The 17,082-nt window shown below is 62.0% G+C and carries 16 protein-coding genes; 6 read left to right on the forward strand and 10 right to left on the reverse strand.

Annotated elements, in window-relative coordinates; genetic code table 11:
* Positions 1-8: 8 nt before the first annotated feature.
* Together aroC and BA011_RS00390 are read right to left on the reverse strand one after the other, a co-directional pair.
* Entirely contained in the window at positions 9-1,106 is a 1,098-nt protein-coding gene (gene aroC, locus BA011_RS00385) for a chorismate synthase (protein ID WP_065279018.1), read from the reverse strand.
* Positions 1,107-1,338: 232 nt separating this feature from the next.
* Positions 1,339-4,518, reverse strand: a complete 3,180-nt coding sequence (locus BA011_RS00390; RefSeq protein ID WP_065279019.1) for an EAL domain-containing protein — start codon at positions 4,516-4,518, stop codon at positions 1,339-1,341.
* A gap of 242 nt (positions 4,519-4,760) precedes the next feature.
* On the opposite strand from BA011_RS00390, the gene BA011_RS00395 reads away from it, so the two are divergent.
* Together BA011_RS00395 and BA011_RS00400 are read left to right on the forward strand one after the other, a co-directional pair.
* Positions 4,761-5,021: a DUF1344 domain-containing protein gene (locus BA011_RS00395; protein WP_003569889.1), complete on the forward strand. Its 261-nt coding sequence runs from the start codon at positions 4,761-4,763 to the stop codon at positions 5,019-5,021.
* 125 nt (positions 5,022-5,146) lie between these two features.
* On the forward strand, positions 5,147-5,389 hold the full coding sequence (locus BA011_RS00400) for a DUF1902 domain-containing protein (protein WP_037115447.1): 243 nt from the start codon (positions 5,147-5,149) through the stop codon (positions 5,387-5,389).
* A gap of 135 nt (positions 5,390-5,524) precedes the next feature.
* Here the strand turns inward: BA011_RS00400 and BA011_RS00405 are convergent, their stop codons facing one another.
* The 4 genes from BA011_RS00405 to BA011_RS00420 form a co-directional block, all read right to left on the reverse strand.
* Complete coding sequence (locus BA011_RS00405) at positions 5,525-6,115, reverse strand: histidine phosphatase family protein (RefSeq protein ID WP_065279020.1); 591 nt, start codon at positions 6,113-6,115, stop codon at positions 5,525-5,527.
* A 24-nt stretch (positions 6,116-6,139) separates the two neighbouring features.
* A complete protein-coding gene (gene fabI, locus BA011_RS00410; RefSeq protein ID WP_017959252.1) occupies positions 6,140-6,958 on the reverse strand; it encodes an enoyl-ACP reductase FabI in 819 nt (272 codons plus the stop codon).
* Positions 6,959-7,079: 121 nt separating this feature from the next.
* Positions 7,080-8,279 carry a J domain-containing protein gene (locus BA011_RS00415; RefSeq protein ID WP_186806485.1) on the reverse strand — a complete coding sequence of 400 codons (1,200 nt, stop codon included), beginning with the start codon at positions 8,277-8,279 and terminating at the stop codon, positions 7,080-7,082.
* 277 nt (positions 8,280-8,556) lie between these two features.
* Positions 8,557-9,015: an RT0821/Lpp0805 family surface protein gene (locus tag BA011_RS00420; RefSeq protein WP_017959254.1), complete on the reverse strand. Its 459-nt coding sequence runs from the start codon at positions 9,013-9,015 to the stop codon at positions 8,557-8,559.
* A 65-nt stretch (positions 9,016-9,080) separates the two neighbouring features.
* Between BA011_RS00420 and pdxH the strand changes: the two genes are divergently transcribed.
* Positions 9,081-9,701: a pyridoxamine 5'-phosphate oxidase gene (pdxH, locus tag BA011_RS00425; protein ID WP_017959255.1), complete on the forward strand. Its 621-nt coding sequence runs from the start codon at positions 9,081-9,083 to the stop codon at positions 9,699-9,701.
* 5 nt (positions 9,702-9,706) lie between these two features.
* Here pdxH and BA011_RS00430 read toward each other — a convergent pair whose 3' ends face one another.
* On the reverse strand, positions 9,707-10,744 hold the full coding sequence (locus BA011_RS00430) for a polysaccharide deacetylase family protein (protein WP_065279021.1): 1,038 nt from the start codon (positions 10,742-10,744) through the stop codon (positions 9,707-9,709).
* 291 nt (positions 10,745-11,035) lie between these two features.
* Between BA011_RS00430 and BA011_RS00435 the strand changes: the two genes are divergently transcribed.
* Positions 11,036-12,319 (forward strand): D-alanyl-D-alanine carboxypeptidase family protein, encoded by a 1,284-nt coding sequence (locus tag BA011_RS00435; RefSeq protein ID WP_065279022.1) that lies wholly within the window; start codon positions 11,036-11,038, stop codon positions 12,317-12,319.
* A 98-nt stretch (positions 12,320-12,417) separates the two neighbouring features.
* The gene (locus BA011_RS00440) at positions 12,418-12,735 is read left to right on the forward strand and encodes a pyrophosphatase (RefSeq protein WP_017959258.1); all 318 of its coding nucleotides are present in this window, start codon (positions 12,418-12,420) and stop codon (positions 12,733-12,735) included.
* Positions 12,736-12,847: 112 nt separating this feature from the next.
* Here the strand turns inward: BA011_RS00440 and BA011_RS00445 are convergent, their stop codons facing one another.
* The 3 genes from BA011_RS00445 to BA011_RS00455 all read right to left on the reverse strand — a co-directional run bounded on the left by BA011_RS00445 (position 12,848) and on the right by BA011_RS00455 (position 15,876).
* Positions 12,848-13,339, reverse strand: a complete 492-nt coding sequence (locus BA011_RS00445) for a GNAT family N-acetyltransferase (protein ID WP_065279023.1) — start codon at positions 13,337-13,339, stop codon at positions 12,848-12,850.
* Between the two features lie 15 nt (positions 13,340-13,354).
* On the reverse strand, positions 13,355-14,770 hold the full coding sequence (gene tldD, locus BA011_RS00450) for a metalloprotease TldD (RefSeq protein ID WP_065279024.1): 1,416 nt from the start codon (positions 14,768-14,770) through the stop codon (positions 13,355-13,357).
* A gap of 437 nt (positions 14,771-15,207) precedes the next feature.
* A complete protein-coding gene (locus tag BA011_RS00455) occupies positions 15,208-15,876 on the reverse strand; it encodes an invasion associated locus B family protein (protein ID WP_186806486.1) in 669 nt (222 codons plus the stop codon).
* 316 nt (positions 15,877-16,192) lie between these two features.
* Here BA011_RS00455 and coxB point away from each other — a divergent pair, with 316 nt between their 5' ends.
* Positions 16,193-17,077: a cytochrome c oxidase subunit II gene (coxB, locus tag BA011_RS00460; RefSeq protein ID WP_065279026.1), complete on the forward strand. Its 885-nt coding sequence runs from the start codon at positions 16,193-16,195 to the stop codon at positions 17,075-17,077.
* Positions 17,078-17,082: the final 5 nt, after the last annotated feature.

The following is a 17,082-nucleotide window of genomic DNA, read 5'->3' on the forward strand; positions in this document are numbered from 1 at the left end:
CGAGGCTCCTATTTCAGACGGCCGGTCTGGCCGCGGTCGCGAAGATAATGGTCGGCGATCGCGCAGGCGACCATCGCCTCGCCGATCGGCACGGCGCGGATGCCGACGCAGGGGTCGTGCCGGCCCTTGGTACGGATATCGACATTCTTGCCCTCCGCATCGATCGACTGGCGCTCGGTCAGGATCGACGACGTCGGCTTGACGGCAAAACGCGTCACCACCGGCTGCCCGGTGGAGATGCCGCCGAGAATACCGCCGGCATTGTTGGAAAGGAAGATCGGCGTGCCGTCATTGCCGATGCGCATCTCGTCGGCATTGTCTTCGCCTGACGTTTCGGCGGCGGCAAAACCATTGCCGATCTCGACACCCTTGACCGCGTTGATCGACATCAGCAGCGAGGCGATGTCCTGGTCGAGCTTGGCATAGATCGGCGCGCCGAGGCCGGCCGGCACACCTTCGGCGATCACTTCGATGACCGCGCCGATCGAGGAGCCGTTCTTGCGGATGCCGTCGAGATATTCCTCCCAGACCGGGACGACCGCGGCATCGGGCGAGAAGAACGGGTTCTGCCCGACCTGGTCCCAGTCCCAGTTGCGGCGGTCGATCTTGTGTTTGCCGATCTGCACCAGCGCGCCGCGCACGGTGACGCCAGGCACGACAAGGCGGGCGATGCCGCCAGCGGCAACCCGGGCGGCAGTCTCGCGCGCCGAGGAGCGGCCGCCGCCGCGATAGTCGCGAATGCCGTATTTGAGGTCATAGGTATAATCGGCGTGGCCGGGGCGATATTGCCGGGCAATCTCGCCGTAATCCTTGGAGCGCTGGTCGGTGTTTTCGATCAGCATCGAGATCGGCGTGCCGGTGGTCGTCATCGTCTCGCCGTCGGCGTTGAGCATGACGCCTGATAGTACCTTCACCAGATCGTCCTCGCGCCGCTGCGTCACGAAGCGGGATTGGCCGGGCTTGCGCTTGTCGAGCCAGACCTGCAGGTCCTCGAGCTTGAAGCTGAGCCCCGGAGGGCAGCCGTCGACGACGCAGCCAAGCGCCGGACCATGGCTTTCGCCCCAGGTGGTTACGCGGAAAAGGTGACCGAATGTATTGTGCGACATGTGTTCCGACCGGTGGCGCGCCGAAGCCGATCGCTGCCGGCCGCGCCATTGCTTGAAAAGGCGCGACACTCATAGGCCAAAAAACCGCCGAGGCAAAAGCCTTTCTTTGCGCCAAACCGGCAGCTCAGGAAATGCTGTTTCCGTTCGTTGCCGGGGACGGGCGGCCCATATTGCCGCCACTCTCTTCGCACAGGCGGGGAGGGGGCAAGGCGAGGGCATCGGCAGGCGGCGATCAGGACGCCAGCCGCCACCCCGCTCCTGTGGCTTCGTTGGTGAAATCGTCGAAGGAGAGCGGCCGCGAGAAGGCATAACCCTGCAGGATATCGCAGCCGAGATCGCGCAGCAGTGCGGCATGGGCTGCCGTCTCCACCCCTTCGGCCACCGTCTCGACGCCGAGCGAGCGGGCGATCTCGATGATCGAGCTGACCAGCGCCCGCTCCTGCGAGGCATTGACGATCGGTTGCACCAGTTGGCGGTCGATCTTCAGCCGCTTCGGCTTCAGCTTCAACAGGCTGACGATCGAGGTATGGCCGGTACCGAAATCGTCGATCTCGATATCGATGCCGAGCGCCTTGATACGCTCGAGATTTTGCGAGACGACGTCCTCGCTCTCGTCGAGAAAGATCGATTCCACCAGCTCGAAGGAGATCTCACCCGGACGGATATGCAGATCGGCGAGCGATTCCAACAGGCTGCCGTCATGCAGCCGCCGCGCCGAAACATTGACCGAGACCTTAGGCACCACAATGCCGCGCGCCGTCCAGCGCACCTTGTCGCGCAGCGCCGTTTCCAGCACGATCCGGTCGAGCATCTGCACGACATTGATCTCGTCGGCGATGCGCAGGAACTTGTCGGGGGCGAGCCACCCTTTGGAGGGATGCTTCCAGCGCACCAGCGCCTCGACGCCGGTCAGCTCCATCGTCCGGGCCGAAAATTGCGGCTGGTACCAGGCGGTGAATTCGCCATTGTCGATGCCGGCGAGGATCTCGTCGGCGGTGCGCTTGGTGTTGATGATATCGGCCTGGAGATTGTGATTGAAGAATTCGAAGCGGTTGCGGCCCATGCTTTTTGCGCGATAGAGCGCGATATCGGCATTGATCAGCACCTTGCGCGCATCGACATGGATGCCGTTGGCGAGCGCAATACCGATCGACACGCCGCAGCGGCAGGAGAAGCCCTGGAAATCGATCGGCTGGCGCATCTCCTCGATGATCCGGGTCGAAAGCTGCGCCATCTCCTTATCGTCGACATCGAGGGCAAGGATGACGAATTCGTCGCCGCCGATGCGCGCGACGATATCGCTGCCGCGGACGTTCTTGGCGAGCACCTTCGAGGCGTGCACCAGCATCGCATCGCCGGCGGCATGGCCGAGCGTGTCGTTGATGTCCTTGAAGCGGTCGAGATCGATATGCAGGATCGAGAACTTCTGCCGCTGCTGACGGCCGTCCTGGGTGAGATTTTCGAGCGCGATGTCGAGCTTGCGGCGGTTGGCGAGTGCGGTCAGCGGGTCATGCAGCGAATTGTGCTCGATCCTGTTCTTGACAAGCTCGAGCTCGATATTCTTGGCGACTGCCTCGTCCTTGGCCGCTTTCAGCCGGATCGTCATCAGCACGTCTTCGGTGGCGTCGAAGGCGATGCCCATGATCTTCATCTCGCCGGTCCCCGTCTGGTGGACCTTGCCGACCGAGCGCACATAGCGCACCGAGCCGTCGTCGACGATCACGCGGCAGACGAGGGTGTGCGAGTCGCCGTTCTTCTTGAAGTGGCGCGCGCTTTCGAGCGCCAGGCTCCGGTCCTCGGGGTGGATGCAGCCAAGCCAGGTCTCTTCGGTCATGAAGCCGTTGCGCGGCGCAAGGCCATAGAGCTCGTGCATCCGCTCGTTCCAGATCGAACCGCCGAGGCCGGGCCGCGCTTCCCATATGCCGCATTGATAGGAATCGAGCGCCAGGTCGAGCCGGCTGGAAAGCTCGGCGAGCTGTCCCTCACGACTCGAGAGCTCTTCAAGCGCCAGTTCCAGCTCGGCATTCTTGACCTCGCTCATATCCTTGGCCTTGCGCAGCGTGTCGGTGATCTCCGCATCTGCGGTCACGTCCCAGACAATGCCGATCGTCTTGCTGACGCCGCCGGCATCCGTATAGAAGGAGCCGACCGAGCGCAGGTGGCGGATGCCGCCGTCGCCGAGCAGGATGCGGTACTGCGCCGTGCAGGCGGCACCCGCAATGCTGCAGCTGAAGAAATGTACTTCGGCGGTGTCGCGGTCCTCGGGCAGGATCGCCGCCAGCCATTCGTCGAGCGCCCGGCTTCCTTCTTGCGCCGGTTTGCCATGCAGGGCCGCGGCGCGCGCGTCCCAGTGCAGGCTGTTCGAATCATCCTGCAGCTCCCAGATGCCTATATTGGAGGATTCCAGCGCCAGGTTGAGCCGCTGCGACAGTTCCAGCAGTTTTGCCTCGCGCGTCTCCAGCGCGTTGATGTTGCGATTGCGCTCGCCGAGCAGCATGGTCGCAAAGAAGATCGGCACGATGATGATGAAGCCGGCGGCAACGATAATCAGGCGCAGCTCGGTGCGGTTTTCAGGTATCGCGTTCCAGCCGCTGTTCGGCACAGCGGCAAGCTCCCATTTGCCGCCGGCAAAACCGATCTTCTGGCGCATCGGATCCTTGCCGTCGATATCGGAGGATCCGAAGAACGGCGCCGGGGGAGGAGCCTTGGCGGCGGTCGGCGCGCCGATATCGCGGATTGCGATCGAAAGATGGCCGAGATGCGGATAGCGCTCCCGGTTTTCGCGGTCGCGTGCCGGCATCAGCCCGGTCGCCTGGTAGAACATCGTCTGGTCGATCGCGACTTCGACCGCGCCCCAGATCCGCCGCTCGCCGTTCTCCTTGACGTAAACCGGGAAGAAGATGGCGAAGGCGTCCCGGCCGTCGGTGCTGACCGGGCCGTAGAAGCGCGCCGGCTGGTTGCCGGTCGCGCCGGTCATCGCCTGGCGGAAGAAGAGAGACTCGCGCACGTCGCGGCCGACCCGCTCCTTGCCGGATTGCGGCGGGTGGATGTCGCGGATGATGAAATCAGGCGCGACGGCGATATGAATGAAAGACGGGTTCTGGATCAGCAGCCAGTTGATCTGGCGTTCCATCTCCTCTCCGTTTGCCGCGCTGACGGAGATCAGGTTCGTCAGGTCGCGGACGACGCTGAGGTCCATATTGATCTCAGCCATGACCCGGGCACGGATGAGGTTCGTCTCGTTTTCGGTCCGGATACGAAGTTCGCGCACATAAGATGCAGTATTGGCCTGGTCGAGGCCGAAGCCGACCATGATGACGACGAGGGCGACAAGCGACGAAACCAGAAACGAGACGCGGCTATTCTTCAACACGCGCCGCAACTGCTTGCTGTCGCTGAGCCTGGATAACAAAATGAAACCCCCATGTTGACGAGCAACTGTAGGGCGCGCGGGTTAATTTACGATTGCCCGCCGGCGATGCCGAGAGATCGCGGGAAGGGAAAAAGCGCGGGTTAAAGCGGCATTTTGATTATATTTAAATCCTATTCATCAATTGGGCGGGAAAAGCCATTCTTACGGGCAATTTTCGCCATATTCAGGAGCTTATTTGTGGCCGGTCATGTTCTCGTGCAGCGTCTTAAAGGATTGTCGCCATGCGTTTCGTCGTCGCCACGCTTTTGGCAACAGCAAGTTTCCTGTCACCGATGAGCGGTTTTGCCGAGAGCGCCGATGTCGAGGCGACGATCAAGAAGGTCGACACGGCCAACCTCGTCCTGACGCTCGATGACGGCAAGACCTATCAGGCGCCCGAGGAGTTCAATTTCGACGGTCTCGAAGCCGGCGTGAAGGTGATCGTCTTCTATACCGAGGTCGACGGCAAGCGCGTCATCAACGATCTCGATATCGTTAAATAGGCAGTCTAACGCCTAGATCGGCGTATAAAATTTACTTCCATTCCGCTACTATGCCACGTCGGCGTAGTACCAAACGTGGTGCGCAACCTTGTAGGACAATCGTGTCCGCTATGGAGACTGATCGTATGAAGCACGCCTCGATCATAGTGCGCGCGGATTGGGATGAAGAGGCCGGTGTTTGGGTTGCCAGTAGCAATGATATCGAAGGGCTGGCCGTCGAGGCCGATACCCTCGAAGCCCTCGAGCCTAAAGTTGTCGCAGCTATAACCGACCTTTTCGAGCTTAACGGCTTCACCTCGAGCCTGCCGGAAATCCCCGTCCACATCATGGCCGAACAGCTCGTTCGCATCCCCAATCCGACCTACTGAGCCCATGGCCGGCTCCGCGAGCTCAAAGAGTTATTGCTGAAAGCCGGCTGCAAATACGTGCGACCGGGAAAGGGTGATCAAGAAATCTGGTACAGCCCGATTTCTAACCGCCTGATCGAGGGGCAATAGCAATGCCTACAGCCAGGCGATCGTCCGCTCAGTGGTTTCGATCCGGATGATCCGGTCCTGTGGGATCGCACCTTCAGCAGCAGTGCTTTTCGGCAGGTCGGCGATCGTCTGGAAAAGCGTGCGGATGACACCGCCATGGGTGACGCAAACCGTCGGACGATCGACGGAGTTTAGCCAAGAGCCGGTGCGCCAGGAGAGGATTTCATAGCTTTCCGCGTCATCGCCAGGCGGGATGAAATCCCATTTCGAGGCGTTGCGTTCCGCCACCCGCTCGCGCTGCGTCGCCTTCAGCTCCTTGATCGTCGAGCCCTCCCAGTCGCCGAAGGAAATTTCCACCAGCCTCGGATCGGTGCGATAGGCAAGCGGCGGCAGGCCCATGGCGGTGCGCATGATTTCCATCGTCGCGCGTGTGCGCTGGAGCGGGCTTGCGACGAAATCGAATTCGCCCACCGTGTCGCCGAGAATCTCCGCAAGCGCGACGCCGTTCTGCCGGGCCTGCTCCAGGCCCGTGGCATTCATCGGGATGTCCTTCTGCCCCTGCAGGCGCCGCTCTGCATTCCAGGCAGTCTGGCCGTGTCTGATCACATAGATAAGCACGGTCTCGCATCCATATGGAAAAAATCAGTCCTTGACGACGGAAATGTCGGGCGCGTCGACCGCCTTCATGCCGATGACATGATAGCCGCTGTCGGCATGGTGCACTTCGCCGGTGACGGAGCGCGACAGGTCCGACAGCAGATAAAGGCCGACATCGCCGACTTCCTCGATGGTGACGGTGCGGCGCAGCGGCGCGTTATATTCGTTCCACTTCAGAATGTAGCGGAAATCGCCGATACCGGAGGCGGCAAGCGTCTTGATCGGCCCGGCCGAGATGGCATTGACACGGATATTCTGCGGTCCGAGGTCGACGGCGAGATATTTGACGCTGGCTTCGAGCGCGGCCTTGGCGACACCCATGACGTTATAATTCGGCATCACCTTTTCGGCGCCGTAATAGGTCAGCGTCAGCATGGCGCCGCCATCCGTCATCAGCTTCTCGGCGCGGCGTGCGACCGAGGTGAAGGAATAGACGGAGATCTGCATCGTCTTGGTGAAATTGTCGGGCGAAGTGTCGACGTAGCGGCCGGTTAGCTCATCCTTGTCGGAGAAGCCGATCGCATGCACGAGGAAATCGATCTTGCCCCAGAGTTTTTCGACGTTTTCGAAAACGGCGTCGATGGTGGCTTCGTCGGCGACGTCACAATGGCCGACCAGCGTCGCGTCGATCTCGGCGGCGAGCGGCTCGACGCGCTTCTTCAGCGCATCGCCCTGGTAGGTGAACGCGACTTCTCCGCCCTGGGCATGAATGGCCTTGGCAATACCCCACGCAATCGAACGATTGTTGGCGACACCCATGATGACGCCGCGTTTGCCTGCCATGAGGCCGGATGCTTGAGCCATATTTCGCTCCCTAGGATTCTGATCGATCCTGCCTATGGCATAGGCCGTTAATCGGTTCAAGCTTGGCCGGGATCATCAACTGTTAGGGATCGTAATAAAGGGTGCGAATGTCATAAAAAATTCATAGGAACAGGCCTTCGCGCATGCTCCGCATGAGATCGGTGATTTTGTCGTCGGGTTTTTCCCACAGAATAATGCGTATTTCGACGACCAGATCGCCTCTGCCTCCCTCTTCGCGGGGCAATCCCTGGCCGGGAATCCGGATCGTCTTGTCCGAGCCGGACCATGCGGGGATCGTCACGTTCAGCGGCCCGCTCGGTCCTTCGATACGCGCCTCGGTGCCGAGCACGGCATTTTCGATGCTGAGCGGCAGCACGGCGTGCAGATCGAAACCGTCGACGGTGAAGCGCGGATCGGGTGCGATGCGAATGTTGATGACGGCGTCGCCGCGCTGCATGCCAGGCAGCTTGAAGCCCTGTCCCTTGAGCCTGATCTCGTGACCGTCGGTCGTGCCTGCCGGCAAGCCGAAGCCGATTTCGCGGCCCTCCGGCAGCGACGCAGTGATCCAGCCGCACTTTAATACTTCGTCGATCGTGACCGTAGCCGTCGTCACTTCGTCCGGTGCCTTTTCAAGACCGGTATCCTTGGCGCCGGTGAACCGGCGTACCAAGTTCGTCAGGATGCTGAGCGGCAGCGACAGGTTGGCGGCATTTTGACCAGCTTCGCCCGCTTCCTCGTCGCCCTTGGTGTCGGCCTCGGCGGCATCGCCATCCATGCGCCTGCCGGTCTCGCCCTGGGCGTTTTGGGCCTGCTGATATTGCGTCTGCTGGGCGCGACCCTGCGCTTGGCCTCCGCCGGCCGCGCGGGCTTGGGCGCCAAAAATGCGATCCACCATCTCGTCGGCGGCCTCGGTAGCGCCTGCTTGTTGCCTGGAGCCGTCGGCGGCCGCCTTCTGGGCGGCGCGCGCCAGCTCTTCCATCACGCGCTCGGCATTGGCCTGCGCCGCCTTGGCGCGCACGGCCGCCTCGCGGGCCGCCTGGCGCTGTTGCATGATCGTCTGTTCGTGCTTCTTGGCTTCGGCCATCCGCAGGGCATTGTCGAACAGGCTGCGTTTGCGCGGGTCCTTCAGGGTTTCATAGGCGCGACCGATCTCGGCGAACCGGGCCGTCGCCGTCGGGTCGTCCTGATTGTGGTCGGGATGGGCTGATTTGGCCATGTTGCGCCAGGCCGCCTTGATCTCGTCTGCTGCCGCGTCGCGCTTGACGCCCAGAATTTTGTAAGGATCGCGCATGTCAAAACCGCCGGTGTTGCGATGCGGCAAGCCTCGTCCTTGCCCGGCATCCCCGTCCAATAAAACGTGTGTGGCGCCACCCGCCGCAAAGGCAGGAACAGCCACTCTCAACGCCGATCCTGCGGGCCGAGTTGCTAATCACTTGTTATTTCTGTGAAGAGATGTGGGTGTTTCGCGGTAAATGGTTAGCTCTTTGCTAAGCATTCGGCAGAAAGCGGTCACGCGTTAACCTGTTGGGGAGGGCGCGCGCCCCGCGTCTTTTCGAACGCGCAAAGGACGCTGTAATATTTGAGCGACCTTGGGGAGATCAGCTTTCCGGCTGGAAGCTCAGAAGCTGCCAGTTGCCGCCGCCGACGAGGCAGGTCTTGCCGTAGAATTTGGCAATGCCGACATAGGAATGCCGGGTCGTGCGGAACTGGCGGCAGACCTGGCCGGACTCGTTATTCTCGACGATCGTATCGATGACGCCGGCACTGCCGGTCGATGCGTTCGCCCAGGGAAGCGGCTGGCCCTCGAGCCTTTGCACGTCGGCCGAGGTCACGGCGTTGCGCACGGTCATTTCGTCGGAAAGCGTGTCGGTGCTCGGCGGCGTCTGCGGCACGGTGCCGGTTGCCACCGACCGGTCGACCTTGGCTTCACTCAGGAAATCCATGCCGCCGCCGACGCAGCCGGACAGCGACAACATCGCGACGCCGGTGACGAAGAACACACTGCTGCGTCGCCGCAGGCCCTTTGTATGGCGAGATGACTTTGCTATGACTTCCACCCTGCATCCTGTCCAGTTATCAAAAGCTGGGCGAGTTTTGAATAATCCGGGGCATTTGAACCAATATGTCGGCAAACGAGTTAACAAGCGGTGACTTTACCGAAAGTGGCGAGCCCTTCAAGCTCTTTGCCGAATGGCTGAAAGAAGCCGAGGCTTCCGAGCCCAATGACCCCAATGCTGTGGCGCTGGCAACGGTCGATGAGGATGGTCTTCCCAATGTCCGCATGGTTCTCCTGAAGGGATTCGACGACGACGGTTTCGTCTTTTACACCAATTTCGAGAGCCAGAAAGGCCGCGAAATTCTCGGCCAGAAAAAGGCGGCCATGTGCTTTCATTGGAAAAGCCTGCGTCGTCAGGTCAGGCTGCGCGGTCCCGTCGAGATCGTCACCGATGCCGAAGCCGACGCCTATTTCAAGACGCGGGCGCGCGGCAGCCGCATCGGCGCCTGGGCCTCCAGACAATCCCGCCCGCTCGAAAGCCGGTTCGCGCTGGAAAAGGCCGTGGCCGAATATACCGCGCGCTATGCCATCGGCGAGATTCCGCGCCCCGCCCACTGGTCGGGCTTCCGCATCCGGCCGACCTCGATCGAATTCTGGAAGGACCAGAAATTCCGCCTGCATGACCGCGTCGAATTCCGCCGCCCATTACCGGAAGGCGAATGGGACAAGGTGCGAATGTACCCGTAACGAGCTTACCTGCCCATCAGCTTCAACGGTATGCCGGAGGCGAGCGCCGAGACGTAGCGTCGCTTCTGGTAGAAGCCGTTGAGCGAAATGCGCGGGAGATAGCCGGTCAATTGCGCTGACGGCAGCCCGGGCTGCGTGGTGACCGCAAGCGTAAAGCCGAGATTGCGGGCGATGCGTGCCTCGCGGGCGGTCGCAGCATCAGGCGTGCCATAGGGATAGGCGATCGTCTCGGGACGGATGCCGGTCGCCGCCTCGACGTAATCCGCCGAAACCTGCATCTCGATTCGCGCTTCGGCTTCCGGCAGCCGGGCCAGTGCGCGATGGCTGATCGTATGGGCGCCGAGCGTTGCGAGCGGATGAGCCGCCAGCCATTGCAATTCGCCTGGCCCCATCACCAGCTCGCGGACGATATCCGTCGGCTCGATGCCGTTCTCGCGCGCCAGCAGATCGATGGCGGCAACGGCGCGCGCCTCCTCGGAGCCGTGGATATAGGCGGCAAAGCGGTCGAAGGCATGCCATTGCTGCTGTGGGCTGTCGAGCGCCAGGCGCTCTCTGCCTCGGCCGAAATCGAAGTAGATTTCGCTCGGCCGGCGCAGTAGGACGGCGAGCGTTTCCCACCAGATGCTGTGAGAGCCTTCGGCAAAACCCTTGGCGACGAACACCGTGAACGGCGCCTGATGCCGCTCGAACACCGGCAACGCATGTTCCAGATTGTTGCTGTATCCGTCGTCCAGCGTGAACGCCGCGAAGGGCTTTGCGCCTTCCGGCTCCGCCAGCAGCGCCGGCACTTGATCAAGGGGCACGAAGCGGTAGCCCTCTCGCCGCAGCCGCCGCAGCGCCGCGTCGAGAAAACGGGGGGTGATTTCGAGATGCGCATTCGGCTCGAAGGCCTGGGGCACGTGCGGGCGGACATGATGCAGCGTAAAGACGACGCCGCGCCCGCGCGCTTCGCGCATCAGTCCGACTGACGCGAGCAGCCAGGAAAACTCGAGCCCGGCACCGATCGCCAGTCGCTTGCCCAATCGCTTGAATTGTCCCGTCATGCGGCGCCTATCCCTTGCCTTTTAAGGAAACTAGCAAGTGCGACTTAAGCCTTGCTGAATCCCGATCCGGCACGGGTCTTTCATTTCCTGTTTACCAAGACGATGAAAAGACTAGAAAAATGATAGGCGTTGCCTCAAAGTCGCGCCAAACTTACGGCTTCTGTCACATTACGGTACAAATGCCGGTCTGACCGAGAGCCGGCATCAAGGGCTGCGCATAGGGACCAGCGTATGAGGGACCAGCGTATGAGGGACCAGCGTATGAGGGGCCAGGGTATGAGGGGAAAGTGCATGAGAAAGCTTTTGGCGGCTGTTTTGACCGTAACGCTTGCCGTTTCGGCGCCGCTTGCGGCCCTTGCCGGCAACGCTTCGCTGATCCTCGATGCCCGGACCGGCAAGGTTCTCGCCGCCGAAAACGCCGATACGCTGAACCATCCGGCCTCGCTGACGAAGATGATGACGCTCTATCTCACCTTCGAGGCGTTGAAGCGCGGCAAGATCGCCTGGGAGACTCCGATCCGGATGTCGAAATACGCAGCTGCACGCCCGCCGACCAAGCTTGGCGTCAAGGCGGGCGGCACGATCACCGTGCGCGAGGCGGTCTATGGCATGATCGTCAAATCCGCCAATGATGCCGCCTCCGCCATGGGTGAGAAGCTCGCCGGCTCGGAAAGCGGCTTTGCTCGGGTGATGACGGCCAAAGCCCGCCAGCTCGGCATGAGCCGCACCGTTTTCGTTAACGCCTCCGGCCTGCCGGACGGCCGACAGGTCACGACGGCGCGTGACATGTCGACGCTCGCCATCGCGTTGATGAAGAATTATCCGAACGAATACCGGCTGTTTTCGACGGCCAGTTTCAATTTCCGCGGCCGGACGGTGCGCGGCCACAACAATCTCATGTACCGCTACCAGGGCATGGACGGCATCAAGACCGGCTATACCAACGCCTCCGGCTTCAACCTCGTCAGCGCCGTCAGAGACGGCAACCGCCGCGTGGTCGGCGTCGTGCTCGGCGGCCGCACCGCCCGCAGCCGCGACGCCAAGATGGCTGGTTTGCTCGACCGTTATCTCGGCCGTGCCTCGTCTTCCGGCGGCGCAAAGCTGATGGCGAGCGTCGGCGCGAGGGAACCCGTCGAAGTCGCGTCCGCCGCCGAGGCCTCCGATGTTCCGGTGCCGCTCAACGCACCGCGCCCGGCCGACGATCTCGCAGCAAAGAGCCTTGCCTATGCCGACGACGCCGTCGTGCCTCTGGAGCGTCCCGTCGCGATGGACGAGATCCTGAACGCCGGCAAGATGCCGAAGACATCGGCAGAGAAGACCAATGGCGACTGGCAGATCCAGATCTCGGCCGCACCGAGTGCCGATGCGGCGCGTGCACTTCTCGCCCAGGCGAAGTCGGAAGGCGGCGCACCGCTGGTGTCCGCCTCGCCCTATACGGAGGCGGTCGGGCAGGGGGTCAACAAGATCTATCGCGCCCGCTTCGTCGGCTTCGCCAGCAAGGATGCCGCCGTCTCGGCCTGCGATGCGCTGAAGCAACGCTCCTATGACTGCATGCTGCTGCCGGACCACGGCTGATTGCCACTCCAGCACTCCGGACAATCCACGCGGGACAATCCCACGCTGGACAAACATTGGGAATCAGCGTCTCCTCCATAAACAAAAGGAGAACGCTCATGCTGCGCCGTCTCGCCGATCAGTTCGAAATTTCTTCCTCCACCCATGTCGCGGCCCACGGCATTGAGCGTGATGCCGATTGGTTCCTTCTGAAACTGCAGGAGGAAATGGGCGAGCTGACACAGGCCTGGAACCGGCTGACCGGGCGCGGTCGTGCGAAGGGGCGTTCACCGGAAGATATGCAGCAAGACCTTGCCGACGAGACCGCCGACGTCCTCGGCCATCTTATGCTGTTTGCCCGTCACAACGATCTCGATCTTGCCGCCGCGATCGAACGAAAGTGGCTGTTTCGGCCGGCGCAAACGTCGAAGAGCTGATGCAACGCGCCGAAAATGCGCAGTGTGTTTGGGGGCGACGGCATTTCGATGTGACGGGCTTTAGGCGAGACTGTCCCTCGTCAACCGCACCAGGATTCTCCCGCAGCTTCAGTCAGCCGACCTTATAGCGGTAGAATTTGCTGTCCACCGCCATCAGCGGGAAGGCGCGGGGCAGGGCGCTCTTGGCGATCTCGCTAAAGCCGTTCTTCTCGTAGAAGCGATGCGCGGCGACGAACTTGTCCGTCGTGCCGAGGAAGATATCGGTGAGGCCGACATCCCTGGCATGGGCAAACAGGTAATCGAGAAGCCGTGCGGCCACGCCATGCTCGGAGCCGCGAACTTCAGCTGAGACGAACATCTTGCGCAGCGCCGCCTGGTTATTGCCGATATCCTTGAGCCCGACCGTGCCGACGATGGCGCCATCCCTGACGGCAACCCAGAACTGTCCCTTGCCGGACTGGTAGAAATCCGGGATGACCCTAAGATCCGGCTGCTCATCCGCGGTGATATCGATGCCGAATTCCTCGCGCTGGATCGGCAGGATCACCGAAAGCACGTCATCGGCGTCGTCGGCGGTGAAGGTTCTGATTTCGACGTCCGCCATGATGGATCCTTTCGCTCAGGTCTGCGTGCCGCCGACCGTCACCTGATCCATGCGCAGATGCGGTTGGCCGACGCCGACGGGAACCCATTGGCCGGCCTTGCCGCAATTGCCGATGCCGGTATCGAGCTTCATGTCGTTGCCGATCATCGACACCCGCTTCATCGCATCCGGGCCGTTGCCGATCAGCATCGCGCCCTTGATCGGCGCGCCGACCTTGCCGTTCTCGATCAGATAGGCCTCGGTGCAGCCGAAGACGAACTTGCCGGAGGTGATGTCCACCTGGCCGCCGCCGAAGGAGACGGCGTAGATGCCCTTCTTCACCGAGGCAATCATTTCCTCAGGCGTCTTGTCGCCGCCGAGCATGTAGGTGTTGGTCATGCGCGGCATCGGTACATGGGAATAGCCCTGGCGGCGGCCGTTGCCGGTGGGCGCCATGCCCATCAGCCGGGCATTCTGCCGGTCCTGCATATAACCGACGAGCTTGCCGTTTTCGATCAGCACGTTGTAGGCGGACGGCGTGCCCTCGTCATCGATGGTGATCGAGCCGCGGCGGTTGTCGATCGTGCCGTCATCGACGACGGTGACGCCGGGAGCGGCGACCATCTGGCCGAGAAGACCGGCAAAGGCCGATGTCTTCTTGCGGTTGAAATCGCCCTCCAGCCCGTGACCGACCGCCTCGTGCAGCATCACGCCCGGCCAGCCGGAGCCGAGCACCACGTCCATCGTGCCCGCCGGCGCATCGATCGCCTCGAGATTGACGAGCGCCTGGCGCAGCGCCTCGTCGGCGCCGTATTGCCAGCTGCCCTCGGCGATGAAATCACCGAAGCCGATGCGCCCGCCGCTGCCATAGGAGCCGCTCTCCTGCCGCTCGCCTTCGCCGACCATCACCGAGATGTTGATGCGCGTCATCGGCCGGATGTCGCGCACGCGGTGTCCGTCGGCACGCAGGATATCGACGACCTGCCAGCTTGCGGCGACCGAGGCCGTCACTTGGCGAACCTTGTCATCCTTGCCCCTGAGATAGGCGTCGATGTCCTGCAGGACCTTGACCTTTTCCTCGAAGCTCGGCTGGCCGATCGGGTTCTCGTCGCTGTAGAATTTCTTGTTGGTGCCCTGGGGTGCGGCGGCATAGGAGCCGGAATAGCCGCGCGTCACCGCGCCGACGGCATCGGCCGCCCGCTTCAGCGCCGCCACCGAGAGATCGCCGGCATGGGCATAGCCGACCGCTTCGCCGGCAACGGCGCGCAGGCCGAAACCCTGTTCGGTGTTGAAGCTGCCGCCCTTGAGCCGGCCATTGTCGAAGGTCAGCGCTTCCGCCTGCGCATGCTCGATGAACAGTTCGCCGTCATCGGCGCCGGACAGGGCCTCGGCGACGTGCTTGCGCATCGTGGCTTCGTCGGCATCGAAAAGCGTCAGGAGATCGGTGTTCATGATAGGGCTCCAATGGGCATGCGTTCAGGAGTGCACTGACTCCCTAGATAGGGCTCCACATAATAAGGAGTGAAGCCCCGCCGTCGAATTATTCTTTGTTGGGCAAGGATGATGTGGCGAGATGGAACGTACCATGTGATGAGTTGGCGGGGAACGGAGAGGGCGCGGCGCAATCTCTTCTCCCCTCGGGGAGAAGGTGCCGGCAGGCGGATGAGGGGGCCACACGGCACATCCTTCACGTAAACCCTATTCCCGGTTCGCTAACGATAACACCGCGCCCACAAGACCCTGAGCATGGTCGAGATGACGCCAGCGCTGTCGAAGCCCGTATGGGCGTTGTTGAAAAGACCGGCTTCGCCGGCCCCCTCATCCGCCCTACGGGCACCTTCTCCCCGCTGGGGAGAAGAGGGAATCGAGACGTCGCGACTAGCCCACCCTCACGGCAGAGCGTCAAAACCTTCGGCGAAGCCCTTGAGGTCGACGGGGATGCCGATGCCTTCTTCCGGGGTCTGGAAGACGATGAAGGTTGCCTGGGCGCCGCTGCGGAAGGTCTTGAGCAACTCGTCCTCGAGCACGACCTCTGCGTAGCAGCCATCGGCAAAGCAGCGGACGAAATAGGCGCGGCCGATATCCTTGCCGTCGACATTGAGCCCGAGGCCGTTCGGCAGCAGCACGCCAAGTGGTGCCAGCACGCGCAGGATCTTCGACTTGCGGTCGGCCGTCTTCAGGACGACGACGGAAAGCCCGACTTCCGGCCGATCCTCGGCGATGACGTTTTGCATCAGCGCGCATTGTTCGGTCGCGGCCCCGGCCGGCTTGTCGCAGACGACAGACCATGCGCCATGATTGGACTTCACCGTGCCCGGCGCCGGCGGCTGTGTCTGGCCGGGTGTCACCGGTTCGACATTCGGTCTGGCGGCGCTCGGCTGTTGCGGCGCCGGAGCAGGGGCCGGCGCCGGCGCGGAAGCCGGGGGGGTGGCCTGTGACGGGGTGGGTTGCTGCTGTGCGAAAACGGGCGTCGTCGCTGCGGCCGCGATGCTGGCAGTCAGGAGAAGCGACTGCGCGAGGGAACGGAAACCCATGGAAACCTCTGGATATCGAATCATTGCGGCTATTGTTGAAGCTGCCCACCAAAAATGAAAAGCCCCACCCCGTGAAAACCGGGGGACTGCGGCGGAAATTGGACCTTTGCGAAAGAATGTTTCGCGCGCGGATTGGCCGGAAAGCCGATTTTTCATATGCTGATGAAAAACTTGGGATGTTTTGCCGTTCCAGCCTGCCTATGCTTTGAGCAAAAATGCCGCATAGACAATTGCTCTGACCTGTTGCGGCAAATGCCAAACTGTGGTTTGAAGCGCTGAAGATGGCAAGGATTCTGCGTTCTATTTTGCAGGTCAAGCGCTCGAGGGAGATACTAAGGTGATGAAGAAGGCTTATGCAGCCCTGACCACGCTGGTCTGTCTGCTTTTTGCTTCCGGCACATATGCCGACCAGCCGACGCCGTGGCAGGCGACGCTGCAGCCGGCGGCAACGCCGATCATGCGGGAAATCCACTGGTTCGAACAATATACCCTGTGGTTTATCGTTCCGATCACGCTATTCGTGCTGGTCCTGCTCATCGTCGTCTGTTTCAAGTTCCGCGCCAGCGCGAACCCGGTTCCCTCGAAGACGAGCCACAACACGCTGATCGAGATTGCCTGGACCGTGGGGCCGGTCCTGGTGCTTCTTCTTCTCGCCATTCCTTCGTTCAACCTGCTGACGGCGCAGCTGACGCTGCCCGAAAACCCCGACGTGACGATCAAGGCGACCGCCACCCAGTGGCAGTGGAACTACGAATATGAAGGTTCGGGCGAAAGCCCGCTGGCTTTCGATTCCTTCCTGCTGAAGGATCAGGATCGCCCGGCCGCCGGCAAGGAAGACAAGTCGATCTATCCCAGACTTCTCGCCGTCGATAACGAACTGGTCCTGCCGGTCAACAAGACTGTCCGCGTTCTCGTCACCGCAGCCCCCACCGACGTCATCCACGCTTTCGCCATGCCCTCCTTCGGCGTCAAGATCGATGCCGTGCCGGGCCGCCTGAACGAGACCTGGTTCAAGGCCGAGCGCGAAGGCCTGTTCTACGGCCAGTGTTCTGAGCTCTGCGGCAAGGACCATGCGTTCATGCCGATCGCCATCCGCGTCGTCTCCGAGGACAAGTACAAGCAGTGGCTGACCGCAGCCGCCAGCGACCTGCCCGGCGCCTACAAGACACTCATGGCCGCAACCGATGGTCCCGCAAAGACCGTCAACGTCGCCGAAGCACAGTAATAAAG

The organism is Rhizobium leguminosarum, from assembly GCF_001679785.1.
Lineage (GTDB): Bacteria > Pseudomonadota > Alphaproteobacteria > Rhizobiales > Rhizobiaceae > Rhizobium > Rhizobium leguminosarum_R.

Bases quoted from the DNA above. Each gene is read 5' to 3' on its own strand.
- fabI (WP_017959252.1), bottom strand. From the start codon at position 6,958: ATGGCTCAAGCATCCGGCCTCATGGCAGGCAAACGCGGCGTCATCATG.
- BA011_RS00395 (WP_003569889.1), top strand. From the start codon at position 4,761: ATGCGTTTCGTCGTCGCCACGCTTTTGGCAACAGCAAGTTTCCTGTCA.
- aroC (WP_065279018.1), bottom strand. From the start codon at position 1,106: ATGTCGCACAATACATTCGGTCACCTTTTCCGCGTAACCACCTGGGGC.
- pdxH (WP_017959255.1), top strand. From the start codon at position 9,081: ATGTCGGCAAACGAGTTAACAAGCGGTGACTTTACCGAAAGTGGCGAG.
- BA011_RS00435 (WP_065279022.1), top strand. From the start codon at position 11,036: ATGAGAAAGCTTTTGGCGGCTGTTTTGACCGTAACGCTTGCCGTTTCG.
- BA011_RS00445 (WP_065279023.1), bottom strand. From the start codon at position 13,339: ATGGCGGACGTCGAAATCAGAACCTTCACCGCCGACGACGCCGATGAC.
- coxB (WP_065279026.1), top strand. From the start codon at position 16,193: ATGAAGAAGGCTTATGCAGCCCTGACCACGCTGGTCTGTCTGCTTTTT.
- BA011_RS00430 (WP_065279021.1), bottom strand. From the start codon at position 10,744: ATGACGGGACAATTCAAGCGATTGGGCAAGCGACTGGCGATCGGTGCC.
- BA011_RS00440 (WP_017959258.1), top strand. From the start codon at position 12,418: ATGCTGCGCCGTCTCGCCGATCAGTTCGAAATTTCTTCCTCCACCCAT.
- tldD (WP_065279024.1), bottom strand. From the start codon at position 14,770: ATGAACACCGATCTCCTGACGCTTTTCGATGCCGACGAAGCCACGATG.
- BA011_RS00455 (WP_186806486.1), bottom strand. From the start codon at position 15,876: ATGATTCGATATCCAGAGGTTTCCATGGGTTTCCGTTCCCTCGCGCAG.
- BA011_RS00400 (WP_037115447.1), top strand. From the start codon at position 5,147: ATGAAGCACGCCTCGATCATAGTGCGCGCGGATTGGGATGAAGAGGCC.